At 69.7% G+C, this 20,442-nt stretch carries 21 protein-coding genes and 1 pseudogene; 5 read left to right on the forward strand and 17 right to left on the reverse strand.

Annotated features, from left to right (window positions below; genetic code table 11):
* Positions 1-176: 176 nt before the first annotated feature.
* The 16 genes from ACZ3IC_RS10220 to ACZ3IC_RS10295 all read right to left on the reverse strand — a co-directional run bounded on the left by ACZ3IC_RS10220 (position 177) and on the right by ACZ3IC_RS10295 (position 15,189).
* Entirely contained in the window at positions 177-1,322 is a 1,146-nt protein-coding gene (locus ACZ3IC_RS10220; protein ID WP_467414532.1) for a hypothetical protein, read from the reverse strand.
* 4 nt (positions 1,323-1,326) lie between these two features.
* Positions 1,327-3,372 carry a methyltransferase, FxLD system gene (fxlM, locus tag ACZ3IC_RS10225; RefSeq protein ID WP_467414534.1) on the reverse strand — a complete coding sequence of 682 codons (2,046 nt, stop codon included), beginning with the start codon at positions 3,370-3,372 and terminating at the stop codon, positions 1,327-1,329.
* Between the two features lie 33 nt (positions 3,373-3,405).
* Complete coding sequence (locus tag ACZ3IC_RS10230; protein ID WP_467414535.1) at positions 3,406-4,476, reverse strand: lanthionine synthetase C family protein; 1,071 nt, start codon at positions 4,474-4,476, stop codon at positions 3,406-3,408.
* Positions 4,473-6,512 (reverse strand): lantibiotic dehydratase family protein, encoded by a 2,040-nt coding sequence (locus ACZ3IC_RS10235; protein WP_467414536.1) that lies wholly within the window; start codon positions 6,510-6,512, stop codon positions 4,473-4,475. The genes ACZ3IC_RS10230 and ACZ3IC_RS10235 overlap by 4 nt, the downstream gene beginning before the upstream one ends.
* A gap of 89 nt (positions 6,513-6,601) precedes the next feature.
* Positions 6,602-6,790 carry an FxLD family lanthipeptide gene (locus ACZ3IC_RS10240; protein ID WP_467414537.1) on the reverse strand — a complete coding sequence of 63 codons (189 nt, stop codon included), beginning with the start codon at positions 6,788-6,790 and terminating at the stop codon, positions 6,602-6,604.
* Between the two features lie 130 nt (positions 6,791-6,920).
* Entirely contained in the window at positions 6,921-7,172 is a 252-nt protein-coding gene (locus ACZ3IC_RS10245; protein ID WP_467414540.1) for a hypothetical protein, read from the reverse strand.
* A gap of 306 nt (positions 7,173-7,478) precedes the next feature.
* A complete protein-coding gene (locus tag ACZ3IC_RS10250; RefSeq protein WP_467414542.1) occupies positions 7,479-8,054 on the reverse strand; it encodes a DUF6624 domain-containing protein in 576 nt (191 codons plus the stop codon).
* Entirely contained in the window at positions 8,051-8,623 is a 573-nt protein-coding gene (locus ACZ3IC_RS10255) for a hypothetical protein (RefSeq protein WP_467414739.1), read from the reverse strand. The genes ACZ3IC_RS10250 and ACZ3IC_RS10255 overlap by 4 nt, the downstream gene beginning before the upstream one ends.
* Positions 8,624-8,697: 74 nt before the next feature.
* Positions 8,698-9,189, reverse strand: a complete 492-nt coding sequence (locus ACZ3IC_RS10260; protein ID WP_467414544.1) for a DNA-binding protein — start codon at positions 9,187-9,189, stop codon at positions 8,698-8,700.
* A gap of 128 nt (positions 9,190-9,317) precedes the next feature.
* Entirely contained in the window at positions 9,318-10,571 is a 1,254-nt protein-coding gene (locus ACZ3IC_RS10265) for an acyl-CoA dehydrogenase family protein (protein WP_467414546.1), read from the reverse strand.
* Between the two features lie 88 nt (positions 10,572-10,659).
* Entirely contained in the window at positions 10,660-11,301 is a 642-nt protein-coding gene (locus ACZ3IC_RS10270; protein WP_467414548.1) for a GAF domain-containing protein, read from the reverse strand.
* On the reverse strand, positions 11,301-11,969 hold the full coding sequence (locus tag ACZ3IC_RS10275; RefSeq protein WP_467414551.1) for a GTP-binding protein: 669 nt from the start codon (positions 11,967-11,969) through the stop codon (positions 11,301-11,303). Before ACZ3IC_RS10275 ends, ACZ3IC_RS10270 begins: the two co-directional genes overlap by 1 nt.
* Positions 11,941-12,354 carry a DUF742 domain-containing protein gene (locus tag ACZ3IC_RS10280; RefSeq protein WP_467414553.1) on the reverse strand — a complete coding sequence of 138 codons (414 nt, stop codon included), beginning with the start codon at positions 12,352-12,354 and terminating at the stop codon, positions 11,941-11,943. Before ACZ3IC_RS10280 ends, ACZ3IC_RS10275 begins: the two co-directional genes overlap by 29 nt.
* Positions 12,351-12,866 carry a roadblock/LC7 domain-containing protein gene (locus ACZ3IC_RS10285; RefSeq protein WP_467414556.1) on the reverse strand — a complete coding sequence of 172 codons (516 nt, stop codon included), beginning with the start codon at positions 12,864-12,866 and terminating at the stop codon, positions 12,351-12,353. Before ACZ3IC_RS10285 ends, ACZ3IC_RS10280 begins: the two co-directional genes overlap by 4 nt.
* Before the next feature lie 74 nt (positions 12,867-12,940).
* Entirely contained in the window at positions 12,941-14,464 is a 1,524-nt protein-coding gene (locus ACZ3IC_RS10290; protein ID WP_467414558.1) for a sensor histidine kinase, read from the reverse strand.
* Positions 14,465-14,691: 227 nt separating this feature from the next.
* The gene (locus ACZ3IC_RS10295; protein ID WP_467414560.1) at positions 14,692-15,189 is read right to left on the reverse strand and encodes a DUF6415 family natural product biosynthesis protein; all 498 of its coding nucleotides are present in this window, start codon (positions 15,187-15,189) and stop codon (positions 14,692-14,694) included.
* A 189-nt stretch (positions 15,190-15,378) separates the two neighbouring features.
* On the opposite strand from ACZ3IC_RS10295, the gene ACZ3IC_RS10300 reads away from it, so the two are divergent.
* Together ACZ3IC_RS10300 and ACZ3IC_RS10305 are read left to right on the forward strand one after the other, a co-directional pair.
* Complete coding sequence (locus tag ACZ3IC_RS10300) at positions 15,379-16,767, forward strand: tetratricopeptide repeat protein (RefSeq protein WP_467414563.1); 1,389 nt, start codon at positions 15,379-15,381, stop codon at positions 16,765-16,767.
* A gap of 72 nt (positions 16,768-16,839) precedes the next feature.
* Entirely contained in the window at positions 16,840-17,322 is a 483-nt protein-coding gene (locus tag ACZ3IC_RS10305; protein ID WP_467414564.1) for an SAM-dependent methyltransferase, read from the forward strand.
* Positions 17,323-17,369: 47 nt separating this feature from the next.
* On the opposite strand, the gene ACZ3IC_RS10310 is transcribed toward ACZ3IC_RS10305, so the two are convergent.
* The gene (locus ACZ3IC_RS10310) at positions 17,370-17,807 is read right to left on the reverse strand and encodes an ATP-binding protein (RefSeq protein ID WP_467414565.1); all 438 of its coding nucleotides are present in this window, start codon (positions 17,805-17,807) and stop codon (positions 17,370-17,372) included.
* A gap of 212 nt (positions 17,808-18,019) precedes the next feature.
* On the opposite strand from ACZ3IC_RS10310, the pseudogene ACZ3IC_RS10315 reads away from it, so the two are divergent.
* From ACZ3IC_RS10315 to ACZ3IC_RS10325, 3 genes and pseudogenes are all read left to right on the forward strand, one after another.
* Positions 18,020-18,802, forward strand: a pseudogene (locus ACZ3IC_RS10315) (aminotransferase class IV family protein).
* 9 nt (positions 18,803-18,811) lie between these two features.
* Positions 18,812-19,729: a formylglycine-generating enzyme family protein gene (locus ACZ3IC_RS10320; RefSeq protein WP_467414567.1), complete on the forward strand. Its 918-nt coding sequence runs from the start codon at positions 18,812-18,814 to the stop codon at positions 19,727-19,729.
* Between the two features lie 328 nt (positions 19,730-20,057).
* Positions 20,058-20,402, forward strand: coding sequence for a hypothetical protein (locus tag ACZ3IC_RS10325; RefSeq protein WP_467414568.1), 345 nt, complete (start codon positions 20,058-20,060; stop codon positions 20,400-20,402).
* Positions 20,403-20,442 lie beyond the last annotated feature (40 nt).

Consider the following 20,442-nt stretch of genomic DNA (forward strand, 5'->3'; position numbering starts at 1 on the left):
GCGTGCGGGATGCATGGGGGCTCCTCGGGGCGAGATGTGGACAGGTGATCGGGTAACGGCGGTTCTGCTGTCGCCGTAACGGGTGGAGGCGGGCGAAATCTAGAACCTGATTTCGAATACCGGGCTCTCTCCTTGTGTGGCCGGGTGGGGCGGACTGTGATGCTGTGTTCGATCACTCATGTGGGTTGCGGTAACTCCTCCGGGGGATTGCCTGGTCCCGCGTTGTCGTCCCGCAGCAGTCGCCGCAGTTCGGTTTCGCCGAGGGTGACGGCCTCGGACAGCGACTGCCGGTAGTCCGCGGGCAAGGTGCCGGCCCCGAGACCCGCCGCCGTGATCACCGCGCTGAGCGCGTCTGCCCGCTCGGCGCTCAGCGCGGCTCGGGCGACGGGGTGGTGCAGGACCTCGCGGGCGGCGTAGGCGTCGAGTCGGGCCACCTCGGCGACGGTTTCGGGCAGCGTGCTCGCGTACGGCCCGTCGGGATCCAGTTCTAGAGCGGCCAGGCCCGCCCGGGTCTGGAACACGGCGGTCGACGGATCGGGATGGGTGAGGAGCACGGCTGCTTCGTTCAGGGTGTGGTCGAGGTCGGCCTGCGGAACCGGTACGCCGACGGGACGGCAATGGGCCCGCAGGAGCAGGCCGACGGGGGTCTCCCAGGGTTCTGTGGGCTGGGTGGCGTCGATTACGGCGCGGGACTGCTGGTCCAGTCCCTGTTCCATCAGGGACATGATCTTGATCTGGCGGCCGTCGAGGAGCCGGTTGCCGATGCCGCGGTGCTTGGCCATGGCCTCGGCTGCCTCGGTCCAGCGGCCGATGCGGGCGAGGGCGCGGGCGCCGTCCACGAGCAGGGTGACCCACAGTTCCTGGCACACCTGCCGGTGATCAGCCTCGGTGCTGATCAGCGCGGACAGGTCGACGGTGCGGCCGTCGATCTCGGTCTTCTCCCGCTGCCGCGCGGCGTGGTTGAGGCGGGTGAGGAGGCCATAGGCGGCTTCGCCCTGGCCGTCGCGGGTCAGCAGCCGGGAGAGGTTGACCAGCGGCATCAGCGACATGACGGCGTTCGGCCCGCTCAGGCTTCCGGCGTCGGCGAAGACCTGGTGCTGGCGCCAGCAGAGATCGGTGGCCAGGTCGGACAGACCGACGTCGGAGGCGATCAGCGCGGCGTAGTTGAGGACCCCGCAGGCGCGGGCCACCAGGTCGTGGTGGCTCGTACCTGCGGGCGCGACGGTCAGCCCGGTGAGGTGGGTGATGCGCTCCTCCAACGGAAGCGCCGGCGCCTTGGTGCGGCGGACCAGAGGGATGCGGCTGGCTATCGCGGGGATCATCGGCTTAGCCCTTGCGTGCCCAGTCGACGACGAGACGGCTGTAGGGCTTGTCGACGACGAAGCGCGCGTCGTCGGCCGTGAGCAGGTCGCGGGAGTCCGCGACAGCCATCCGGAAGCCCGGCTCCGGGGCGTCGTTGCCGCCGCTCGCGTCCCAGGCGCGGATCTCGCTCACGACGCGCTCGGCGAGGCCGGCGCCGCCCTCGCCGTGGCCGATGACGCCGATCTCCCAGTACCGGCCCTGCTCGTCCTCGCCCTCGCGGATGGTCAGGTACGCCAGCGACCCGCCGTCGAGCGCGGTCATGGATCCCCAGCCGAAGTGGGGGGTGAACCCGGGGCGCTGGCCCGGCAGCCGGGACAGACCGTTGGGCAGCACACACGCCAGGTACAGGTACAGCCACTCCCACGCCGATCCCGCGCGGAACTTCACCCCGGTGTAGAGCTTGGTCTGCTGCTGGTCGAGGACGAAGGGCAGGGCGTCGCGGTCGACGTCCTGTTCGCTGAAGGTCTCCAGGCGGACGTTGCCCTCGCCGGCCATCGGCACGAGGGTGTACACGTCGTCGCAGACGCCCTTGCGCAGCGGGATGAAGGTGGCCATCTCGCAGGAGACGGTCTTCCAGGTCTGTCCGTCGCGCTCGAAGGCGAAGGAGCGAGAGATGCTGCCGCGGATGCGCATCGGCAGGACCAGGCGTCCGCCGGGCGCGAGCTGGTCGAGGATCTTCACCGGCACGTCGCCCGCGCCGACGGTGAAGATGATCCGGTCGTACGGGGCGTGCTCGGGCAGGCCAGCCGCGCCGTCCGCCAGCGTGGCGGTGGCGTTGTCGACGGCGGCGAGGTTCTTGCTCGCGCCGGCGACGAGATCCTGGTCGACGTCAAGGGTCCACACCTGCCCGCCGGGCGAGACGACCTTGCCCATCAAGGCGGCGTTGTAGCCGGTCGCGGCCCCGGCTTCCAGGACCTTGTGGCCGGGCTGGGCACCGAGCTGTTCGAGCTGGGTGGCGACGATCGATGGCGCGGAGATGCAGGAGATCATCTCCCCGTGTTCGTCGTGCTTGATCGGGACCGCGTCCTCCTTGTAAGCGGCCTCCAGATCGACGCCGGGCAGGAACTGGTGCCGGTCGGTGGTGCGGAAGGCGTCAATAACGGGCTGGCTGTGCAGGTGGCCGCTGTCGACGAGGCGCTGGGCGAGGGCTTCGCGCAGGCTGGCGGGGTCGGTTACGGGTGTCACGGTGGTCTCCATTCGAGGGAGGCTAGGGTCCGCGGAGGCGGACTTGCGGGTAGACACGTCATCGCCTTCTCCGGTGGAGAAAGCGACATGACGGCCGAGCCACGCGGTGGCGGCCTGCGCCTGGGCAGGCACGCCCGCGCGGTTGAACGCGAAGATCGCGTGATGAGCGAGCACCGCCCGTAACCCACGTATCAGTCGGCCGTCGGAGGCGAGGCGGCGCAGGCGTCGGCCGGCGTCCTCGAACGCGGCGACGCGTTCGGCCCAGCCCGTCTCGGCGTCCGGGCGGCGGGCGGCGTCCGCGTTCATCAGGCGTCGCATCGCCGAGACGGACCGCTCTCGTGCGAGGCCGTCGGGCGGGGTGACGGGGGGCCGCAGGGCGGCGAGGCGGGCCCAGACGTCTCCGGCCTCGAAGGGGTCCAGTCCGGCCTCGCGGATCATGGCGGACATCAGCATCACCGTGCGCTCACGTGCGCTGGTACTCCCGGTTTCGGCCAGCGCGGCGCGGCTGTCGGCGCAGAACACGTCGTGTGCGACGTCCATGCCCTCGGGCCCGCCGAAGGCTTCGGTCTCCGCCTCGTAGATCCCGCCGACCCAACCGGCGATGGCCTTTTCGGCGGCGAGCCGGTCCAGCAGGGCGGCGGCGGGCCGTTGTGTGCGCAGGCGCACGCCAGCGTCTTTGCGTAGAAAGTGGAAGCGCTGGTCGCCGAGTGCGCCCGCCAGTGCGCGGGCGGCGTCGGCGCTCGCGGTGCTGTTGGGGAAGGCCACGGAGGCGTGCCACCAGGTCGTGTCCCGGGTGAGCGGCAGGTTCTCGTCGTCGAAGGTCATGGGGCAGGATTCCTTTTGGTTCGGGCCGGGCGTTCAGGTGAGCAGCAGGGCGCTGGTCCAGCCGGTGGTGTCGGTTCCATCGAGAGCGAGTTGGGCACCGGCGCGGCCCTCCATGAAGCCGGGCTTGGGCAGGTGCTCCCAGTCGGCGGCCAGGCGCCGGCGCAGGTCCTGGATGACCGGGGTGAAGCGTTCGGGGACCGGGCTGTCGGCGGCGACCGCGCGGGTCAGGGTCAGCAGTCCAGCCCAGCCGTGGCACAGGGTGGGGTCGGTGATCCGGGCGAGGTGGCCAGGGTCGGTGAGGATCTGCTTGACCGTGTCCTCGGCTGCCTGGCGCCGGGCGGTGTCGCCGAGGGCGAGTGCAGCGAGTTGCTGTGCGCGGGCGATGCCGGGCAGTCCGTAGCACCAGGACTGGCGGGCCGGTCCTGCTTCGGGCGGCCCGGCGGTGTCCAGGTCTGCCAGGGTGGACCAGTAGTGGGCGCCGTACCGGTCGAGCCAGGTGGCGAAGATGCCGATCGCCTCCACCTGTCCGGGGACGCGGATGTCGTGTCGCATGGCAAGGGACAGCACCGTCAACGGTCCTGCGATGCCGTGGGCCATGCCGTTGTTTCCGTGGCCACCGGCCATGTCTTCCTCGTCGGGCCCGACCGGCGACCACCACCCCGGAACGTCCCTGTCCTGGAGTCGGTCCGGGCGGGAGAGCGAGACGAGATGGGCGAGCACGTCCGTCAGCCGGGCCGAGTTCGTGCCGCGTTTCAGCTGTAGTGCGGCGAGCCCGGTAAGTCCTCGGATGAGGTCCCATTCCGCGAGGTGGGGCAGCGCGCCCGACGCCTGCCGATGGTGGGCTGCGGCTAGGCGGGCGTCCACGACGCGGTCGACGGCTGCGCGGACGTCGCTGCCGGCTCTGGTGGCGCAGGCCAGGACGAACTCCAGTGCCGGGGCGCCGTGGAAGAGGCTGGCGTTGCCTCCGGTGCTCACGCCCTGTGCGACGGCCTGGGCGAGATGTCGTCGGGCGGTGGGAAGGTCACCGCGCTCGATGTCGAGCAGCGTCACTCCCAGGGTGCCCTCGGACAGGTCCTGTGTGCGGGGAATGGTCACGGTGGTCATCGGCGGACCGCCAGGGGAAACACGAGGCTGTGGGCCCGGCCGCCGATCCACCCGTCTGCTCCTGGCGGGGGTGCGTCGTGCAGGGTCGCCATGCCGAAGGGATCCGCGTCCAGGTGCGCGCGCAGCAGGTCCAGGTCGAAGTCGCGGGTGAGGTCGAGAGGGAGATGCTGGTCGTCCTCGGTGAGCAGTACTCGCTCCGGCACTCGCAACCGAGCACGCAGAGCGTGGAGTTGGCTCGACCACTCCTGCAACGTCGCGGTACGGGAGGGCAGCGTACGGCTGCGGATCTTCCACCGGGCGGTGGTGAGGATGGTACGTCTGTAGGTGAGTGCCGGGGTGAAGGGCAGGGTCCAGGCGGCACCCCAGTCGAACCAGGTCACCTGCGGTGCGGTAGCCCGGCTGATCTCGCCGAGGAAACGGGCCATCGGCGGGGTGTAGTTGTTCCACAGGAAGTTGATCGCGGTTGGCGCGAGCAGTTCCAGGCGTGCGCCGGTGGAGATCTCCACCAGTTGTGGACGGCCGTCGGTGACGGTGACCGCGAGGTCACGGGGAAAGAGGACGCGCCGGCCGGGGTGGCGGAACTCCCCGACGCTCACGATCCGGGGCAGTGCCTGCGGAGCGCGGGTGAGCAGATCCGCCGACACCCGTCCGGCGTGGAAGGACAGCTGTGCCAGCTCCGCTTCCCCGTCGACGGTGGGCAGGTCGGCGTACGTGGCCTCGGTGCCGGGGAACAGATGCCAGAACCGTCCGGTCATCGAACCGGCCGAGCGGGAGACGGTAAGCACCCGCAGCCGGAAGCCGCCCCGGTCCAGAGCCTGGACAGAGGGTGCCTGGACCTGGGCCGCCAGTTCGAGGTGCGGTGCGTGATGACGGGGCTTGTCGCCGGCGGCTTCTTCCAGTTCCTCAATCATGGCGCCTGTCAGGGCCACCGCGTGGGTTCCCTCAGCGGCGGCGGTGCCGGCCAGTTCCAGCAGGAGCCGATCGCGTCGGGACATCGGGCGGGGCGGTTCGCTCGCGGTGACGAAGCCGTCGGGGAAGCCCACGCCCCGCTCCGGATCCGTGGCCATCTCCACAGGCACGGGGACGTTCTCGCCGTACTGCTCGGTGAACTGCTCGATCCACCGGCGCCACGTCGGTGTCCCGTTCGGGCGGGTGGCGAGACGGGCCAAGATGGTCGCCGCCGTCCCCGCCTCGGTCAGGACTTCTCTCGGCAGCCGTACTTCGGCGTCCAGTCGCAGGTCGAATGCGGACCGCAGGTCGCGTGCCTTCACATTGACGGTTCCGGGCAAGGCATCGGTGGGGTCGACGACTGTGGCGGGGGCGCGCAGCGATGAACGCAGCAGTCGCACGCGCAGCAGTTCGCCCAACAGCTTGTTGCGCGCTGCGTCGCTCACGGCGGGGAACTCGGCGGCGAGTTTGTCGGCCACGTCGCGGTAGCGGATCGGCGACCGCGCCAGGTCGAGCACGAGCCGCAGCACCGGGCTCAGCGCGAGACGGAATTCCGCGTCCCCCTCCGACGGCACGTAGACGTGTCCGTCGTGCTGCCGCACGAGGGCGTTAACGCACACCTCCATGTCGGCCATCCGCGTGGCGTCGCTCTCCCAGGTGCTGAGCGTCTCGTCGAGAGCCACCGGGTCGGGACGGGCGACGGCCTGGTGGCGTTCGCCGAAGCGGACCGAGGCCGCCTCCCCGAAGCCGAGCAAGGCGACGCCGGCGAACCGGCCGTACGGAGTTGAGCGGTGCGCGTACCGGATCGCGTAGCGGGCCGTGGCCAGAGCAGCACGGCGAACCCGGCGCGGCTTCGGCGTGCGGCCGTCAATGATGGCCTGCACCTGTCCGGCGAGGCCAGGGCTGGCGTCGGTCACCGTCTGCCGAAAGACATCGTCGGACCAGACGGTGCTAAGCCACGCACGCCACTGTTCCACCGGTGCCGTGGATGTCGGCCAGGGTGGCATGGCGGGCTCGGTGCGGTGCACCGCGGCGCGCAGCATCGCCTGCCCCGCGCCCTGGTACAGGCTGGGTCGTACGCGTGTCATCACCGCTCTCCCTTCTTCCTTCGTGACGGGGCGGGGTGCGGGCCGGACGGAAAGTCCCGACCGGCCCGCACTGCCGGGGTTGGCCCGGCTTACGAGGTGGTGCAGGCGCTGGGGCAGGAGCTGCCGCAGGTGTCGCCCGTGCTGCACATCAGGACCGTCTCGGTCGCCGGCGTGCCCTCGATGAAGGTGATGTCGAGCCCGAACGGGTCGGTCTCGTCGGTGGTCACGAGGTCCGACTTCGCGGGAGCGGTCGGCCTTTCCGTCTGCACGGCGGTCATGCTTGCCTCCTAGTGGCGATGGGTGGTGCGGGGCCGGGACCCGGTCGGGACCCGGAGCTCGGTGCCAGACGGTGGCGGGCGAGGGTGTCGCCTGCTCCACGACGCCTGGGAGTCGGTGGTGCCCGTGTCGTCAGGCTGCTGCGGGCTGCGGTTCCTGGTGGGCCTTCGCGGCCTGGTTCAGGACCTCGGTGAAGTGCTCGGCGCGCTCGTAGCCCTCGGCCTCCTGGGCGCGGAGGTCTCCGAAATGGGCCCAGTACCGCCTGCAGACGTCGCTGTTCATGACCATCGAGCCGAAGAACGGCAGTTGCCCGTCGCGGACGAAGCCGAGCCGGTCGCGCAGGCTGAGGGTGCAGATGAGCTGGTTGGCCTTCAGTAGCTGCATGTACTCCTGGACGCATGTACTCCTGGACGTCCATGTCCTCGGGCGTCCAGAGCTTGGCGAGGTCGGGGTTGGTGGACATCTGCGCCAGCCAGTCGAGCTGGTTCCGCGCGACGGTCGCCTCGTTCCGCTCGGCCTGGTGCCGCGCGTCCTGCCTGAGCCGGGCGGCTCCGACCATGGCGGTGGCGAGGGAGACTGCGGCGCCGGCCGCGAGGACGGCGGTGGTGAGCTTCATACGTCAACGGTCCTTTCAGATGGAGGGTTCTGTGGCCGGGCGTCGGATTGGTGGAGTCGGTGGGGCCCTCTGCGTTATGCGGCCCCCGCGAGCACGACGGTCGCGGAGTCGTCGGCATTGCGATCCGGGGCGAACCGGCCACGCACCCCCTCCAGGGCGACGGCGATCGGCAGCAGCCCGACGGAGGCCCTTCGCTGGTCCAAGGACTCCGGCGCGCGGAGCGGGCACAGTTCAATCCCTGTCGCAATGAGAACCAGTTGGGTCCCGAACTCTTGGGGGCGGCCGCTGTTGACCAGGGCGCGGTCGTAGAGGTGGGCCCAGTGCTGGATGCGTGCGTCGTCCTCCTGGACTGCACGCTCCAGCAGGATGGTGGCCGCCCGCTGGAAGTCGGGTTCGTCGTCGGCGTGAAGAGCGAGGCTCCATGCGGCGCGTGCCCCGTCGGGACCGACGAGGCGGTGGCCGGGCCAGTCATGTTCGGCCAGGATGCGGCGCAGCACTTTGGTGTCGGCGTGGTCGGCGTGACGGTCTTGGCCGAGTTGGACGGCGTCGAGCTGGTTGCGCACGCGCTTGGCCCGGCGCGCTGCCGACTGCGTAGCGCGGGCGATGAGTTCGCGGGCGAGATCCGGCCGGAGCGGTTCGGCGGTCGTCACGCGATGCTCCGGCTGCCTGCGGCGGACTGGGGCTCGTGGACCCGGCAGCCGATGAGCGCGCTCAGCCCAGGCCGGTGCTCGGCGATGAGTTCGAGACGAGCGACTCGCTCACCGTCCCGTCCGGTGCCCGATCCCCGCACATCCCAGCCCATGTCGGTGAGCCGACGAAGGAACGGGGCGACCGGATCAACGTCGAGGGGATGGCGGGCCAGAGCCTCGGCCCGCACGAGCGGAACGTCGAGTCGTGCGGCAAAGTCGGAGGCCCACAGAGTGATCAGCCGGACGGTGTCGTCGGATCGGTCGGGCAAGGTGTGGACGCAGCCCAGGAAGAGGCACGGGCCCTCACCCCATTTGAGGTCGGGCGCGCGCTGCGGGATCATGCAGGCCAGCAGCAGCCCGTCCTCGAACAGTCCGGCCGGCTTGGCCTGGGGGTCGCGGTACAGGACCGGGATATCGGCTCGGGCGGGTACCGGCAGACGGCGCATGGTGAGCCAGCGCTGACGGTCCTGGACGAGTGCGGCGGCCTCGTCTCGCTCGGCGTCGGTGCACAGAGTCCGCATCTCGTACACGGTTGGTAACTCTGGCGCGCGCTGGTGCAGGGGCGCGGGAGACGGCTCGGTGACCGGCGAGGAGGGTGACGTGTTCACTGGATCGCTCCGCTCTCCACCGTGCCGGTCGGCCTGGTGCCCAGCAGGCCCCAGGCGTGGGCCAGGACGACGAGTTGGGTGACGTCGGCGGCGCCCGTCTCATCGAGCAGTTCGTCGAGTGCGGACCGGGCATCGGCGGGGGCGATCTTGGCGGCGAGGGCGATGTCGCGGGAAGTGCTGTGCTCAGCGACCGCCTTCAGCAGCAGCTGCTGCTCCGTGTTGAGCTCCGGCGTTGACCGGTCCGTCGTGGGCGGGGCGACCTGCTCGGCAGCCAACAGGAAATGCACGAGCACCTGCGGCTTGCAGCGCGGCGGGCAGTGGAGGCTCTCCCGGATGTCGCGGACGTACTGGCGGATCGTGTCGACCGACAGACCGGTCCTCGTGGCGATCTCTCGGGTGGTGAGACCGTCCACGAGGTGCTGGGCGACGCGCTGCAGGGTCGGCTTCAGCGGTGTGATCGGTGCTCTGGTCGTCATGAGCGGGGTCACGGGTGTCTCTTTCTCGACTGGGTTGACGGTCACCGGAAGGGGTGCCGCCGGCCCCCGCGGGGGACGGGGGCCAGCGACACGGGCCCGTACGCGGCGGTCTGGATTCACGGGGTGCCGCGCACGGGGGTTCATGCGGCGGTGGGGTCGGGTTGCGCCCAGGCGGTTTCGGCGGCGAGGCGTTCGGACCACTGGATGTGGTCCTCGTCGAAGGCGGCGTCGGCGAGGCGTATTCGCTGGACTTCGCCGGTCCCGGCTGGTGGGTAGGTGTGCTGGATGTCGCGCCACAGGCGCTGGAGGACGTAGTCGCGGTCGAGGGCCTGGGCGCCGTGCATTTCCATGGCGTCCTGGGCTGACGTCATGGCCCACTGATGGCCCAAGTACTTCGCGTTGATCAGGTCGGCGTCGCAGGGCAGGCCCTGGTCGAGGAGGTGCACGGACTGGTAGGCCAGAATTCGTGCGGCGCGCAGGCGGGCCTCCATGTCACCGATGCGGTCCCGCAGGACCGGCAGATCGGACAGCGCGCCCCGGTAGCGGGGGCGTGCCTTGAGGCGAGCAGTGGTGGTGGCCACGACCGCTTCGTGGATTCCGAGGCTGACGGCGGCCAGGTTGGGCCGGCCGTACAGGATGCTGCTGCTCTGGGCCACGCTCAGCCCTTGGCCGATCTCTCCGACCACGTTGTCCGCGGGGACGCGGACGTGGTCGAGGTCAAGGCGGCCGGCGGAGAAGCCGTGCAGGCCGAGGCCGGGGCGGTGGTCGGAGACGGAGAGCCCGTGGCGGTCGGATTCGACCATGAACGCGGTCAGTGCCTGGGCGGTACGCACGCCGGTCTTGGCGGTGCGGGCGACCACGAGGTGGGCGCCCGCGAGATGGCTGTTGCCGATGTGGACCTTGCTGCCGTTGATCACCCACTGATTGCCGGCGCGCTCGGCGGTGGTCTCGATGCCGCCGATGTGCCCGCCGGCCCGCGGTTCGGTCACGGCGATCGACAAGAGCAGTGAACCGTCCGCCACCCGCGACAGCCAGCGGCCCTTCTGCTCATAGGTGGCGAAGTGCAACAAGGCGCCGACGGGGATCAGGGTGGCCTGCAGGATGGCCGCGGCAGCCGCCGAGATGCACGCGATGCGGTGGACCAGGACCGTCTTGGCCACATGGCCGGCGCCCAGACCGCCGAAGGCGGCCGGGACGGTGACGGCGAACCAGCCCCGCGCGGCCATCAGATCGGCGACCTTGCGTTCCACCCTGCCCGGAGCGGCCTCCATCCGTACGGCGCGCGGCGCGATGTGCTCAGCCGCGAAGGCGTCCGCCTCGTCCCACAGCAGTTCGTGGCGGGCGGTGAGATAGGGACGCAGCGCCGGAGGCGGCGTGGTGGGCGTGGCGGGCATGGTCGTCTCCGTCTCCCTGGGTGAAGTTCGCGCGGTAGAGCGGCCGGGAATCGCCTGCGGTTCCCGGGCGGGGGGTGGTGAAACGGGCCTAGCGGACGGGCGCGTGGGCGATGTGGTCCATCACCTGTGCGCCGGCGTTGATGACGATGTCTCTCAGCCGTCGGGCCTCGCTCAGGGGCCGCTTCTCGGGGTCGATGACGCACACCGTGCCCAGCACGGTCCTGCTCTCGTGGATGAGCGGTGCACCGAAGTAGGAGCGGATCCCGACCGCGTCGACCACGTGGTTACCGCTGAAGCGCGGACTGGCGTGCACGTCATGCAGCGGGAGGGCCTTCTTGCGGGCCACGACTTCCGGGCACCAGCCGTGGTCGCGGCTCATGGCACGGCCGACGATGACGCACCCGCTGTCCGCGGCCGGCTGGTGCAGTCCGACGAAGGTCTGCTCCTCCAGGAAGAGATTGACGAATCCGTACAGGAATCCGGCCTGCGTGGCCATGTCGCGGGCCAGCTCGTCGAAGTCCTGACTGGCAGCGGTGGGCACGCCCAGGCGCTCCAGCAGCTCATACCGCCGCGCCAGTTCGGTCGCATGCTGGGCCTGCGGGCCGGTGACGGCGGCGCCGGCCGGGACGGACGGCCCGTGGGCGGTGTCCCGCGTGCCGCGCCGCGGCAGTGCCAGCGTGGCCGGGGCGGTCTGCGGTACGAGGCAGGGCTCGTTGGGCTGATACGACATCAGGCGTCCTGGAGGGTGGTAGTGGATGTGGGGCGAACGGGACCTGCCGATGCGTCCTTCACGGCGTGGCCGACGAGGGTCAGGAGGACGCCGGCGACGTTGATCGGATCGCGGGCGTCGCAGGTGACCACCGGCACAGAGACGGGCAGTTCGAGGGCGGCGCGGACCTGTTCAGGGAGGTAGCGGTGTGCTCCGTCGAACTGGTTCAAGGCAACGACGAAGGGCAGGCCGATGTCTTCGAAGAAGCTGACGGGGGTGAAGCTGCTTTCCAGGCGGCGGGTGTCGACCAGGACGACCGCGCCGACGGCTCCGCGGGAGAGGTCGTACCAGAGGTCGACGAACCGGTCCTGGCCGGGCGTGCCGAACAGGAACAGTTCCAGGGGCACGGGCGCGTCGGGCAGGCTGAGACGGCCGAAGTCGAAGGCGACCGTGGTGGTCTGTTTGGCCTCGACGCCCTCCAGGCTGTCCACGTCCGCGCTCGCCTCGGTCAGGTACTCCTCGGTGCTCAGCGGCGTGATCTCGCTGACCGCGCCCACGGCGGTGGTCTTGCCCGCGCCGAAACCACCGGCGATCACGACCTTCAGCACGGTCGGCGCGCCGACATGCGGGCGCGACGGAGTCCGCAGGCCCACGGCCGGGTCATCCGGCCTGGGGGTAGGCGATGGCATCGGGCCACTTCCTTTTCAGGCCCGCAGAGAGGGCCGCCAGCAATTGCGGGGAGGGACGTGCATCCGCGTCGGTGTCGGACGCGGCGTAGGGGACGGTGACGGGGACGACGAGGGCGTCGGCGTCCAGGAGGTCCGAGACGAGGATCTTGATGGCGGTGACGGGACGGCCGAGTCGGCCCGCCAGCTCGGTCACCGACCGCCGGTGCTCCCGGCACAGGGCAAGGATCTCGTCGCATTCCTCGGCCTGGCCTGGGCTGGGCCGTCCGGGTCCGGCGTCCAGCACGGTGTCCAGGCCCAGCAGGTGCCGCGGCCGGGTGCGACCGTGCGTCAGCGTGTAGGTCCGTACGAACGTCGAATTCACGGCCGCGCCGCCGGGTGTGCTCACCGGGCGGCTTCACTCGTGCCGACGCGGACGGGGATCTGCATGTAGGGGGCGAACTTCTGCACCAGCCGTCCCATCTCGTATCCGGCGGTGCCTGCGTCGACGTCCGTGGTGGCGATGACGGCGAGGACCGTGTCCACCTCACCGCGTTCGTTGCCGGGGTGGTTCTCGAAGGCCGCGCTGCGACCAGCGCTCTGGACGAAGAACAGGCAGTCGTCTCGCTCGATGACGACCTGCCTCGCCGGCCTCTTCTTGTGGCTGGGGCCGGTGATGTTCGCCGCGAGCGAGGCCACTCCGCTGAGCGCTGCAGACAGTTCGTCAGCCCAGTCCTTGTCGACGTCGCTGTCCAGCAGCCGCAGCCCGTCCCGCGACAGCAGGACGGCGTGCGTCACGCCCGGAACCTCGGAGGCGAACTGTCGCAGCAGCCAAGCCATGTCCTCCCGTTGGCCGCTCGCCGTCGCCTCGGATGCGGGCGCGATGCCGGTCAAGGCGTTCATCTCAGGGTGGGTGCTCATAGGGATCGCTCCAGAAGGGGGAAGGGCCGGCGGATATACCGGGACACCGGGAACGCGGAGGGAACGGGCGATGGTCAGGGCCTGGGCGGCTCTGCCGAAGCGGGAGGCGAACCGACGGTCCCGCCGGCCTCGATGCCGTTGCGGAAGGCGGCTGCGAGCCCCGGCGTCGCCGCGGTCGCAGGGGCTTGCTCCCGCTCACGTGGTGGACGGAACGAACCGGCCTGGCGCGTACGCCTGGGAAGGTCGGGAGCAACGGCAGAGCGACCTGCCTCTCCGGCGCCCGATGCGCCAACGGTGATGGGGCGTGTGACCTGGGCTGCCGAAGTGTCGGCCGTCGTCGCAGCAACCTGCCGCTGCGGCGGGGTCACGGAGGGGCGTGTTTCCCTGTGGCGGGCGCCCGCGTCACCGACGGGCGGAATCGCTACGAGGAGCCGTGCCGGAATGACGACCAGGGCAGTGGTGCCTCCCGTCACGTTCTCCTGCAGGAGAACGGACAGCCCGTGCGACTGGGCTATTTTCGCGGCGACCAGCAAGCCGAGCTGGCCGGCTCGTACCTGGCCGCTGACGTCGACCTCGTCGGGGGCCTTGAGCAGACGGTTCATTTGTGCGCGGGTCTGCGGATGCATGGGGATGGCTCGGTCCTCGACCTCGATCGCCAGCCCGTTCGGCACCTGCTGCGCTCGCACGGTTACCTTCGTCGCCGGGTCGGAGCACTCGCAGGCGTTCTCGATCAGCTCGGCCAGCAGGTGCGTCAGGTCCGGACCCACGTGTCCTGGAAGACCCAGCTCAGCGCCCACGGAACCGGCCGCGACCGCTACACGCGGGTACTGCACCACCTCGGAGATCGCACCGCGCAGCGTGGTCGTGACGGGGACCGGCCGGCGCACGCTGCGCAGGGACTGGCCGCCCAGCACCGCGGTGCTCTCCACCTGACGACGCATCCGCGTCACGAGGTGATCGATCTCGAAAATCTTCGCGAGCAGCTCCGGGTCGTCGGTCAGCATCTCCAGCTGACTGAGTGCCTCCAGGGCCTTCCCGACCAGGGCGTGCTCCCGCATGGCCAGGCGGCGCAGCACTTCTAGAAGGACGACGGACTGGGACTCGTCGTGCACGCGTATCAGCGAGGCGACGGCCTGCACTTGGAGTGCGCTCAACGCCTTGTCGATCTCAGCGGTCGCACTGGCCGGCTGCGGCATCTGGCTGTCCGGCAGCGGTGGGCGCGCACCTCGGCACAGCTCGTCCGCCGACCACTGCACCGACTTCTCGACGGCCGCCGCAGCTCCCGCGACCGCTGTCAGCTCCGCTGCCTGCCGTTCCTCTACGGCTGTCTGCACGGCACCTGCGGCCGTTTGCGCTCCACGGGCCACCACCACCGCGACTCCGGTCAGCCCGCAGGCAAGGCCGACGAGGAGCCAGCCGAGAGCCACCGCGGACGTTGACCACATGGTGAAGGCAGCGCCCAGCAGCGCCGCAAGAAGCATTAGGGGCAGTGTCACGGCACGACGGACACAGTGCACCGGGAATGCGTCGATCCGTGGAGGCCGCCGTCTGCGGTGGCCGGTCGCGGCCGGCCATGTCGGGAACGCGCTGTCAGGCATGGGAATCCTCGTCAGGTGGGGAGGGGCGGCTAAGCGTGCTGCGACGTCAGGTCCTTGCAGGTCTGTCGCGGGCTGCGTGATGGGGAACGGGGCACCGGAACCGCGACCGCGCCTCGGTGGAGGGAGGACTGCGTCGACAGCAGACTCGGTGGCTACCGGCCCGGGTAAGCTCGTGCTGCCTCGGCGCGGAGTCCTCGTCCCGACGATCAGAACTGCCCCGATTGCGGTCATGCCCGGGGCACCGATGCGGCCAGAATCAAGCATGCGAAGGCAGCCGCGATGACTGCGCCCCGCAGCACGTTGATCCGCGGCTGCCACCGACGCCGTCCTCGCGTCGGCTTCGAGGGGTCAACGCCGTGAGATTGCACGGTCGCGACGAGTGCCTGGGTCGCTTTGGCCAGCGTGACCAGATGAACCCTGCTGGGCATGTACTCGTCGGGGACGCCCGCCGAAGCGTGCTGCTGCGCGCCGCGCAACGCGGGCGCTCCCGGCGGTAGCACGACCCCAAGTTGGCTGATATGACCGCGAAGGCGCCGCGCGAGCTCCTCCACGTCGCCGGCGCTCTCCGGCAGCGGCGACTCCTCGTCCAGCACAAGCGCCACCGTCTCCGCCGCGGCCACCGCTTGATCTCGGTGGACATCGGCCGGCCCCATGGGGAGGTGGCCACGCTTGCCTCGGCCATCGCGGTGACGGGTTTCCCGATGCAGGACCAGCGAGAGACGCATGACACAACTCCTGTATGGATCAAGCCAAGTTGAGTGAGGTTCGCCGTGGAGTATCGACGGCTGACGTGCAAAGTGAGTGATGCGGAAGCTACGTTGAGCGAACCCTGAATCCCCGCCGAGGGGTATGCCTGCACGGCTGCCAAGGCCGCCAAAGGCGCCAAAGATCATTTCGGAACCGAGGGGCAGTCCATGGCCCGTGAGCGAAACCTCGCCCTTGCCGCACTTTTGCGCGAAGCGGGCTGGTCCCAGCCTCAAACAGCCGCAGCGGTCGCCCGAGTGGCCGCGGAGAGCGGCGTACGGGAGCTGGAGGCCATCTCCCGCTCGCACATCTCCATGTGGGTCCTTGGCACGAAGCCCAGCGGAAGAGCGCGGCATATCCTGCGCGAGACGCTGTCCCGCAGGCTCGGCCGCCGCCTCACCCTGGCTGACCTCGGGCTGGGAGAAGAGCCGACAGGCACGACCTACAGTGGTTCCGACTGGAGCGTCGACCCTTTGACCGTGCTGGCCGAGCTGGGAAGCGACGATCTGGACATGCACCGACGCAAGCTGCTGGCGACCGCCGCGTACTCCGCCGTCGGCCTCGCCTTGCCCACCGCTTCGTGGTGGGCAACCGCTCCTGCCGCGGCAGCCAGGCGCACGGCAGTCTCCCCCCGGCTGGTAGCCCAGGCCAACATCGACGACGTCCGTGACCTCACGAACTTCTACTCCGCGCGCGACCAGCAGCGCGGAGGGGCCTCCGGGCGCTCGGCCCTGGCCGGCCACCTTCGCGACGAAGCAGTCCCCCTGCTCGGCAGCCGATTTCGCACGGAACGGCACCGCCGGGACACGTACTCCGCCGTCGCGGAGATGACCTACCTCGCCGGCTGGATGGCCTTCGATGCCTCCGAGCACCGCACGGCCCAGCGATACCTCACTCTTGCCACCCGCATCGCGGCAGAAGCCGGGGACGGGCCGCTCGCCGGCCACATCCTGCGCGCCCTCGCACACCAAGCAGTAGACCTCGGGCACCCCCGCAGAGCACTCGCCCTGGCCGACGCCTCCATGTCCCGCGACCGCTATGGTCAGGCCAGCCAGCGAGAGAAAGCCCTGCTCGCGATCGTTCACGCCCGAGCGCTCGCAGCCGACGGCGACCGGCCCGGCACTCTCGCGGCCATCAGTCGCGCGGAGCGGGACCTCGCCCGCGCCGACAACGACGATGCGCCGGGCCGCGTGGGCTTCTTCCAGGAAGCCTCCCTCGCCCACGAGACCGCCTGCGCCCTGCGCGACCTGGGCCAGCCAGTCGACGCGGAGATCCACTTCCAGCGCAGTGTTGCCACCCGTCGTCGGCAGCAATACGCCCGCACCCACAGCGTGACGCTTGGATACCTCGGCGCCGTCCAGGTCCAGCAAGGACGCCTCGATGAGGCGTGCGCTACCTGGGGCCAAGCTCTCGATGCCATGGTCGGCGTCCAGTCGGGCCGTGCCCGCGACGTCATCGTTCGGATGCAGAGCGATCTCTCGCCCGTTCGGCAACGCGGGGGTCGCCACGTCGCCGAATTGGACCGCCGTGCAAGGGAGATGCTGCGGGCCATAGGCTGACCGTGGAGCAGGCCCGTCGCTTCGCGTGACGGCTACCGGATGCGTAATTTTAAGGGAGAGGAACGAGCCCTGATGGCGACGTACGAGGTCGAGTCGATCGCAACGGTGGTCGGGGGCCACACCCGCGTTCAGGACGACTACCAGGGCGGAGTCGAATCGGTCATCCGGCTCAACGACGCGTACCCCCTCGAAACCTTGCAGGGCATCGAGGAGTTCTCCCACTTGATGGTGACGTGGCGCTTCCACCTGGCGCGGCCGGAAGACGTCGAGCTGCACGCGCGTAGCCCCCGAGGGAATTCGAGGTGGCCGGCTACCGGTACGTTCGTTCACCGCAACCACCGGAGGCCCAACCAACTGGCGATCAGCTACCCGCGGTTGCTGAAAGTGGAGGGCCGGGACCTTCTGGTAACGGATCTTGACGCCGTCGACGGGACGCCGGTCATTGACCTGGCGCCGCATTTCGAGGAGATGGGGCCGCGAAGTGGCGTCCGTCAGCCAGCGTGGCCGAGCGAGATGCTTGCTACGTACTGGCTTGACGCTTCGGAGCGTCCGTAGCTCAGCTTCCCGTAATGCCTCGACGGTGGTGCTCGCAGGGGCAGTCATCAGGGCCTGCCCGCGGGGATATGGAACGTGCACCACGTTGTCCGGCCGTTCTTACTGGTTCCCCAATCTTTTGAGAGGGCCTCTACGAGACCCAGGCCCCGCCCTGATGTGGCGTCAGCACTGGCCGGACGCGTGGTCGCCGGCACTGAGCTGCCGTCGTTGACCTCGACAAGGATCTCGGTTTTGCAGCACCGGACGCGCAGTGAGACGTCTCCCGCGCCGTGAGTAACGCCGTTAGTGACCAGCTCGGAGATACAGAGCACCACGCTCTCCGTCAAAGGGCCGCCGACCTTGCATAGCTGTAGGAAGGCGATGCTTGTGTGACGGGAGCGGCCGACGCTGATCGGTTCCGGGGTGAAGCACGACTCGAAAGCGGCGTACCCGGGGCGCGGTACCGATCGCGTCGTGACCGGTGCGACAGCTGTTGCGACGGTCATCGGGCTCCTCCCGGACAGGTGGTGTGGTGAATGTGTGGCTGAGGCGCCAGGCGCGCGGCATGACACGCCCTGTCGATCCTCAGGCGTATTCGCGCAGTAACCAGCCAACACCCCGCAGTGAAGGCTTGGGAATGACTTTCAGATGACGTTGACCCGTCAGTAACCAGGTTCAGGGTGACGCTGGAGCGGATGGTCCTGACATGCTGGGCTGCATGGTGACTCTCGATGGAAAGCCCGTATCTGTAGACGACTTGCTTCCCCTGGCGCTGACGAACGTCGGGCACTTCACGTCCATGCGTGTCGACACCGACGGCAGCATCCGTGGTCTGACGTTGCACCTGGAACGCCTCGCGCGGGACTGCCAGATCGTGTGGCACGCGGCTCTGAACACCGACCGTGTGCGCGAGTACGTCCGCTAAGCTCTGGAGGGGCAGACCCGGCCGTGCGTCGTGCGTGTCACGATCTATGACCCGAAGGTCGAGATGGGTCACCCGGCCGACGCCAACGAGCCGCACGTTCTCGTGTCCGTACGCGGTGCCGGCGCCCTGCCTCCGGCGCCGCTGCGCGCCCAAAGCCTGGTGTACGAGCGTGACCTGCCGCAGGTGAAGCACATCGGCCTCTTCGGCGCCCTGCATGCCCGGGGCGCGGCCCAGCGAGCGAACTTCGACGACGCCCTGTTCGTCGGCCGTGACGGGTTCGTCTCCGAGGGCGGCACCTGGAACGTGGCCTTCGTCGACCAGGAGGGCACTGTCGTGTGGCCCGATGCTCCCGTACTGCCGGGTGTCACCATGGCTCTGCTCCAGCAGCACGCGAAACACTGCATCGCCACCGTCACCCTGGACCAGGCGAAGGGCATGGCCGCGGCCTTCGCCACGAACACGTCGATCGGCGTGCGCCCCTTGGCCGTGATCGACGACACCGAGTTCCCCGTGGAGCATCCCGTCTTGAGGCAGCTCCAGGAGACGTACCTGTCGATCGCCGGCGAGACCCTGTAGGGAAACGTCATGGCGGGGGTGACCAGGTGGACCAGCCGTGAAGCCGAGTTGCTGCGCACGGCCATGCGGAAGAAGCAGAAGGAGTTCGCCGAGCTGGTCGGCGTGAACCCTCGCCAGGTCCCCCGGTGGAAGCGCCGGGGCGAGACCATCGAACTCGAACTCGACAACCAGACGGCCCTCGATACCCTTCTCGCCCAGGCCACGCCTCACGTCCAGCAGCGGTTCGCCGCGCTCATGACCGAACGTGCGGCCCTCGAGCACGACGAGCGGGCCGAGGAACTGCTGCGAAGAGACCCGAGCACTCGCCGGCACCCGATCGACGGGAAGGTCATGGCCCTCGTCGAAGAGGGCATTTACCTTTCCGGCCCCGACAACCGCTCGGTGTGGCTGGAGCCGTTCCTCATCGACGTCTACCCGACGACCAACGAGGACTACGCAAAGTTCGTGCTGGCCACCAAACACCGGCCACCCCAGCACTGGCCCGACGGCCACTGCCCCGTCGCCCTGGCTACCCACCCCGTGGTGTGGGTGACATGGCACGACGCGACCGCCTACGCCCGCTGGGCTGGCAAGTTTCTCCCCACCGCCCTGCAGTGGGAGAAGGCGGCTCGCGGACCGCGCGGGCGCATCTACCCCTGGGGCAACGAACCGACAGCCGCGAAGGCGAACACGGCCGAGGCCGGCATCGACGCGACGACCCCCGTCTCCCGCTACCAGTCCGGCGCCAGCCCCTTCGGCGCCTTCGACATGTGCGGCAACGCCTGGGAGTGGTGCTCCACCGAAGAGGAGCCCGGAAACGGGAGGTACCACCTGAAGGGATCCGCGTTCACGTCCCCGTTCGAACGGGCTGCGCCATCCCTGCTGAACACCGCCGCTGCGACGATGAAGGACAACGACACGGGATTCCGCTGCGTTGCTGCCCCGTAGAACGCGGTCAGTGTGCCCGGTGCCGGCGATAGGGGCCCTCATGACTGCGCCTGCCCGGCCTCGGGGACCACCACGGCGATGAAGTCCAGTTTGCGGTCGAGTACGTCGAATGGAAGTGGCCGCGCGCCTCCGGCAACACCCGCAAGAACATGGCCAAGGCGCTGACGCCCGCGACCATCGCCTTGCTACGCACGCCACTGCCGACCCACTTCGATCCGGTGAAGGTCCGCAGGGCGATCCGGGAGTACGCCTTCAACGTCAACCGGCGCAACGGTCCCGACAAGCCCGTCCCGGATGAGGTCCAGACGATCGCGGCGAGCGCGGCAAGGTGCCCGCGCACTACGTTCTCTACGCCAACGCGCTTCTGTCCGACCTCGGGCTCCTCGTCAACGGCCACGTGCCCGCCCGCGAGACCGAGACGCTGGTCAACCTCCACCAGTGGATGGTCGGCTCGCACATGCCCAGCTTCATCGCCGGCGCCTACTACGCGACCGAGGCCGTGGCGATCGCCGAGACCGAGATCCTGCGGGACATCACCAACCGCTACGGCGAGCTGACCGGCCAGGGCAGCGGCAGCGAGCTGAAGGCCCTGCACACTACTACGAGCTCCCCTCGACGAGGGGCACGAGGCCGCCCAGGTCGGCGGCCTGAGCGTCGAGGCCGCGCACATTGAGGGCCTGGCCCGGTTCATCAAGGAGAGTGAACTCTTCCAC

This window comes from Streptomyces sp. NPDC002958, assembly GCF_055563255.1.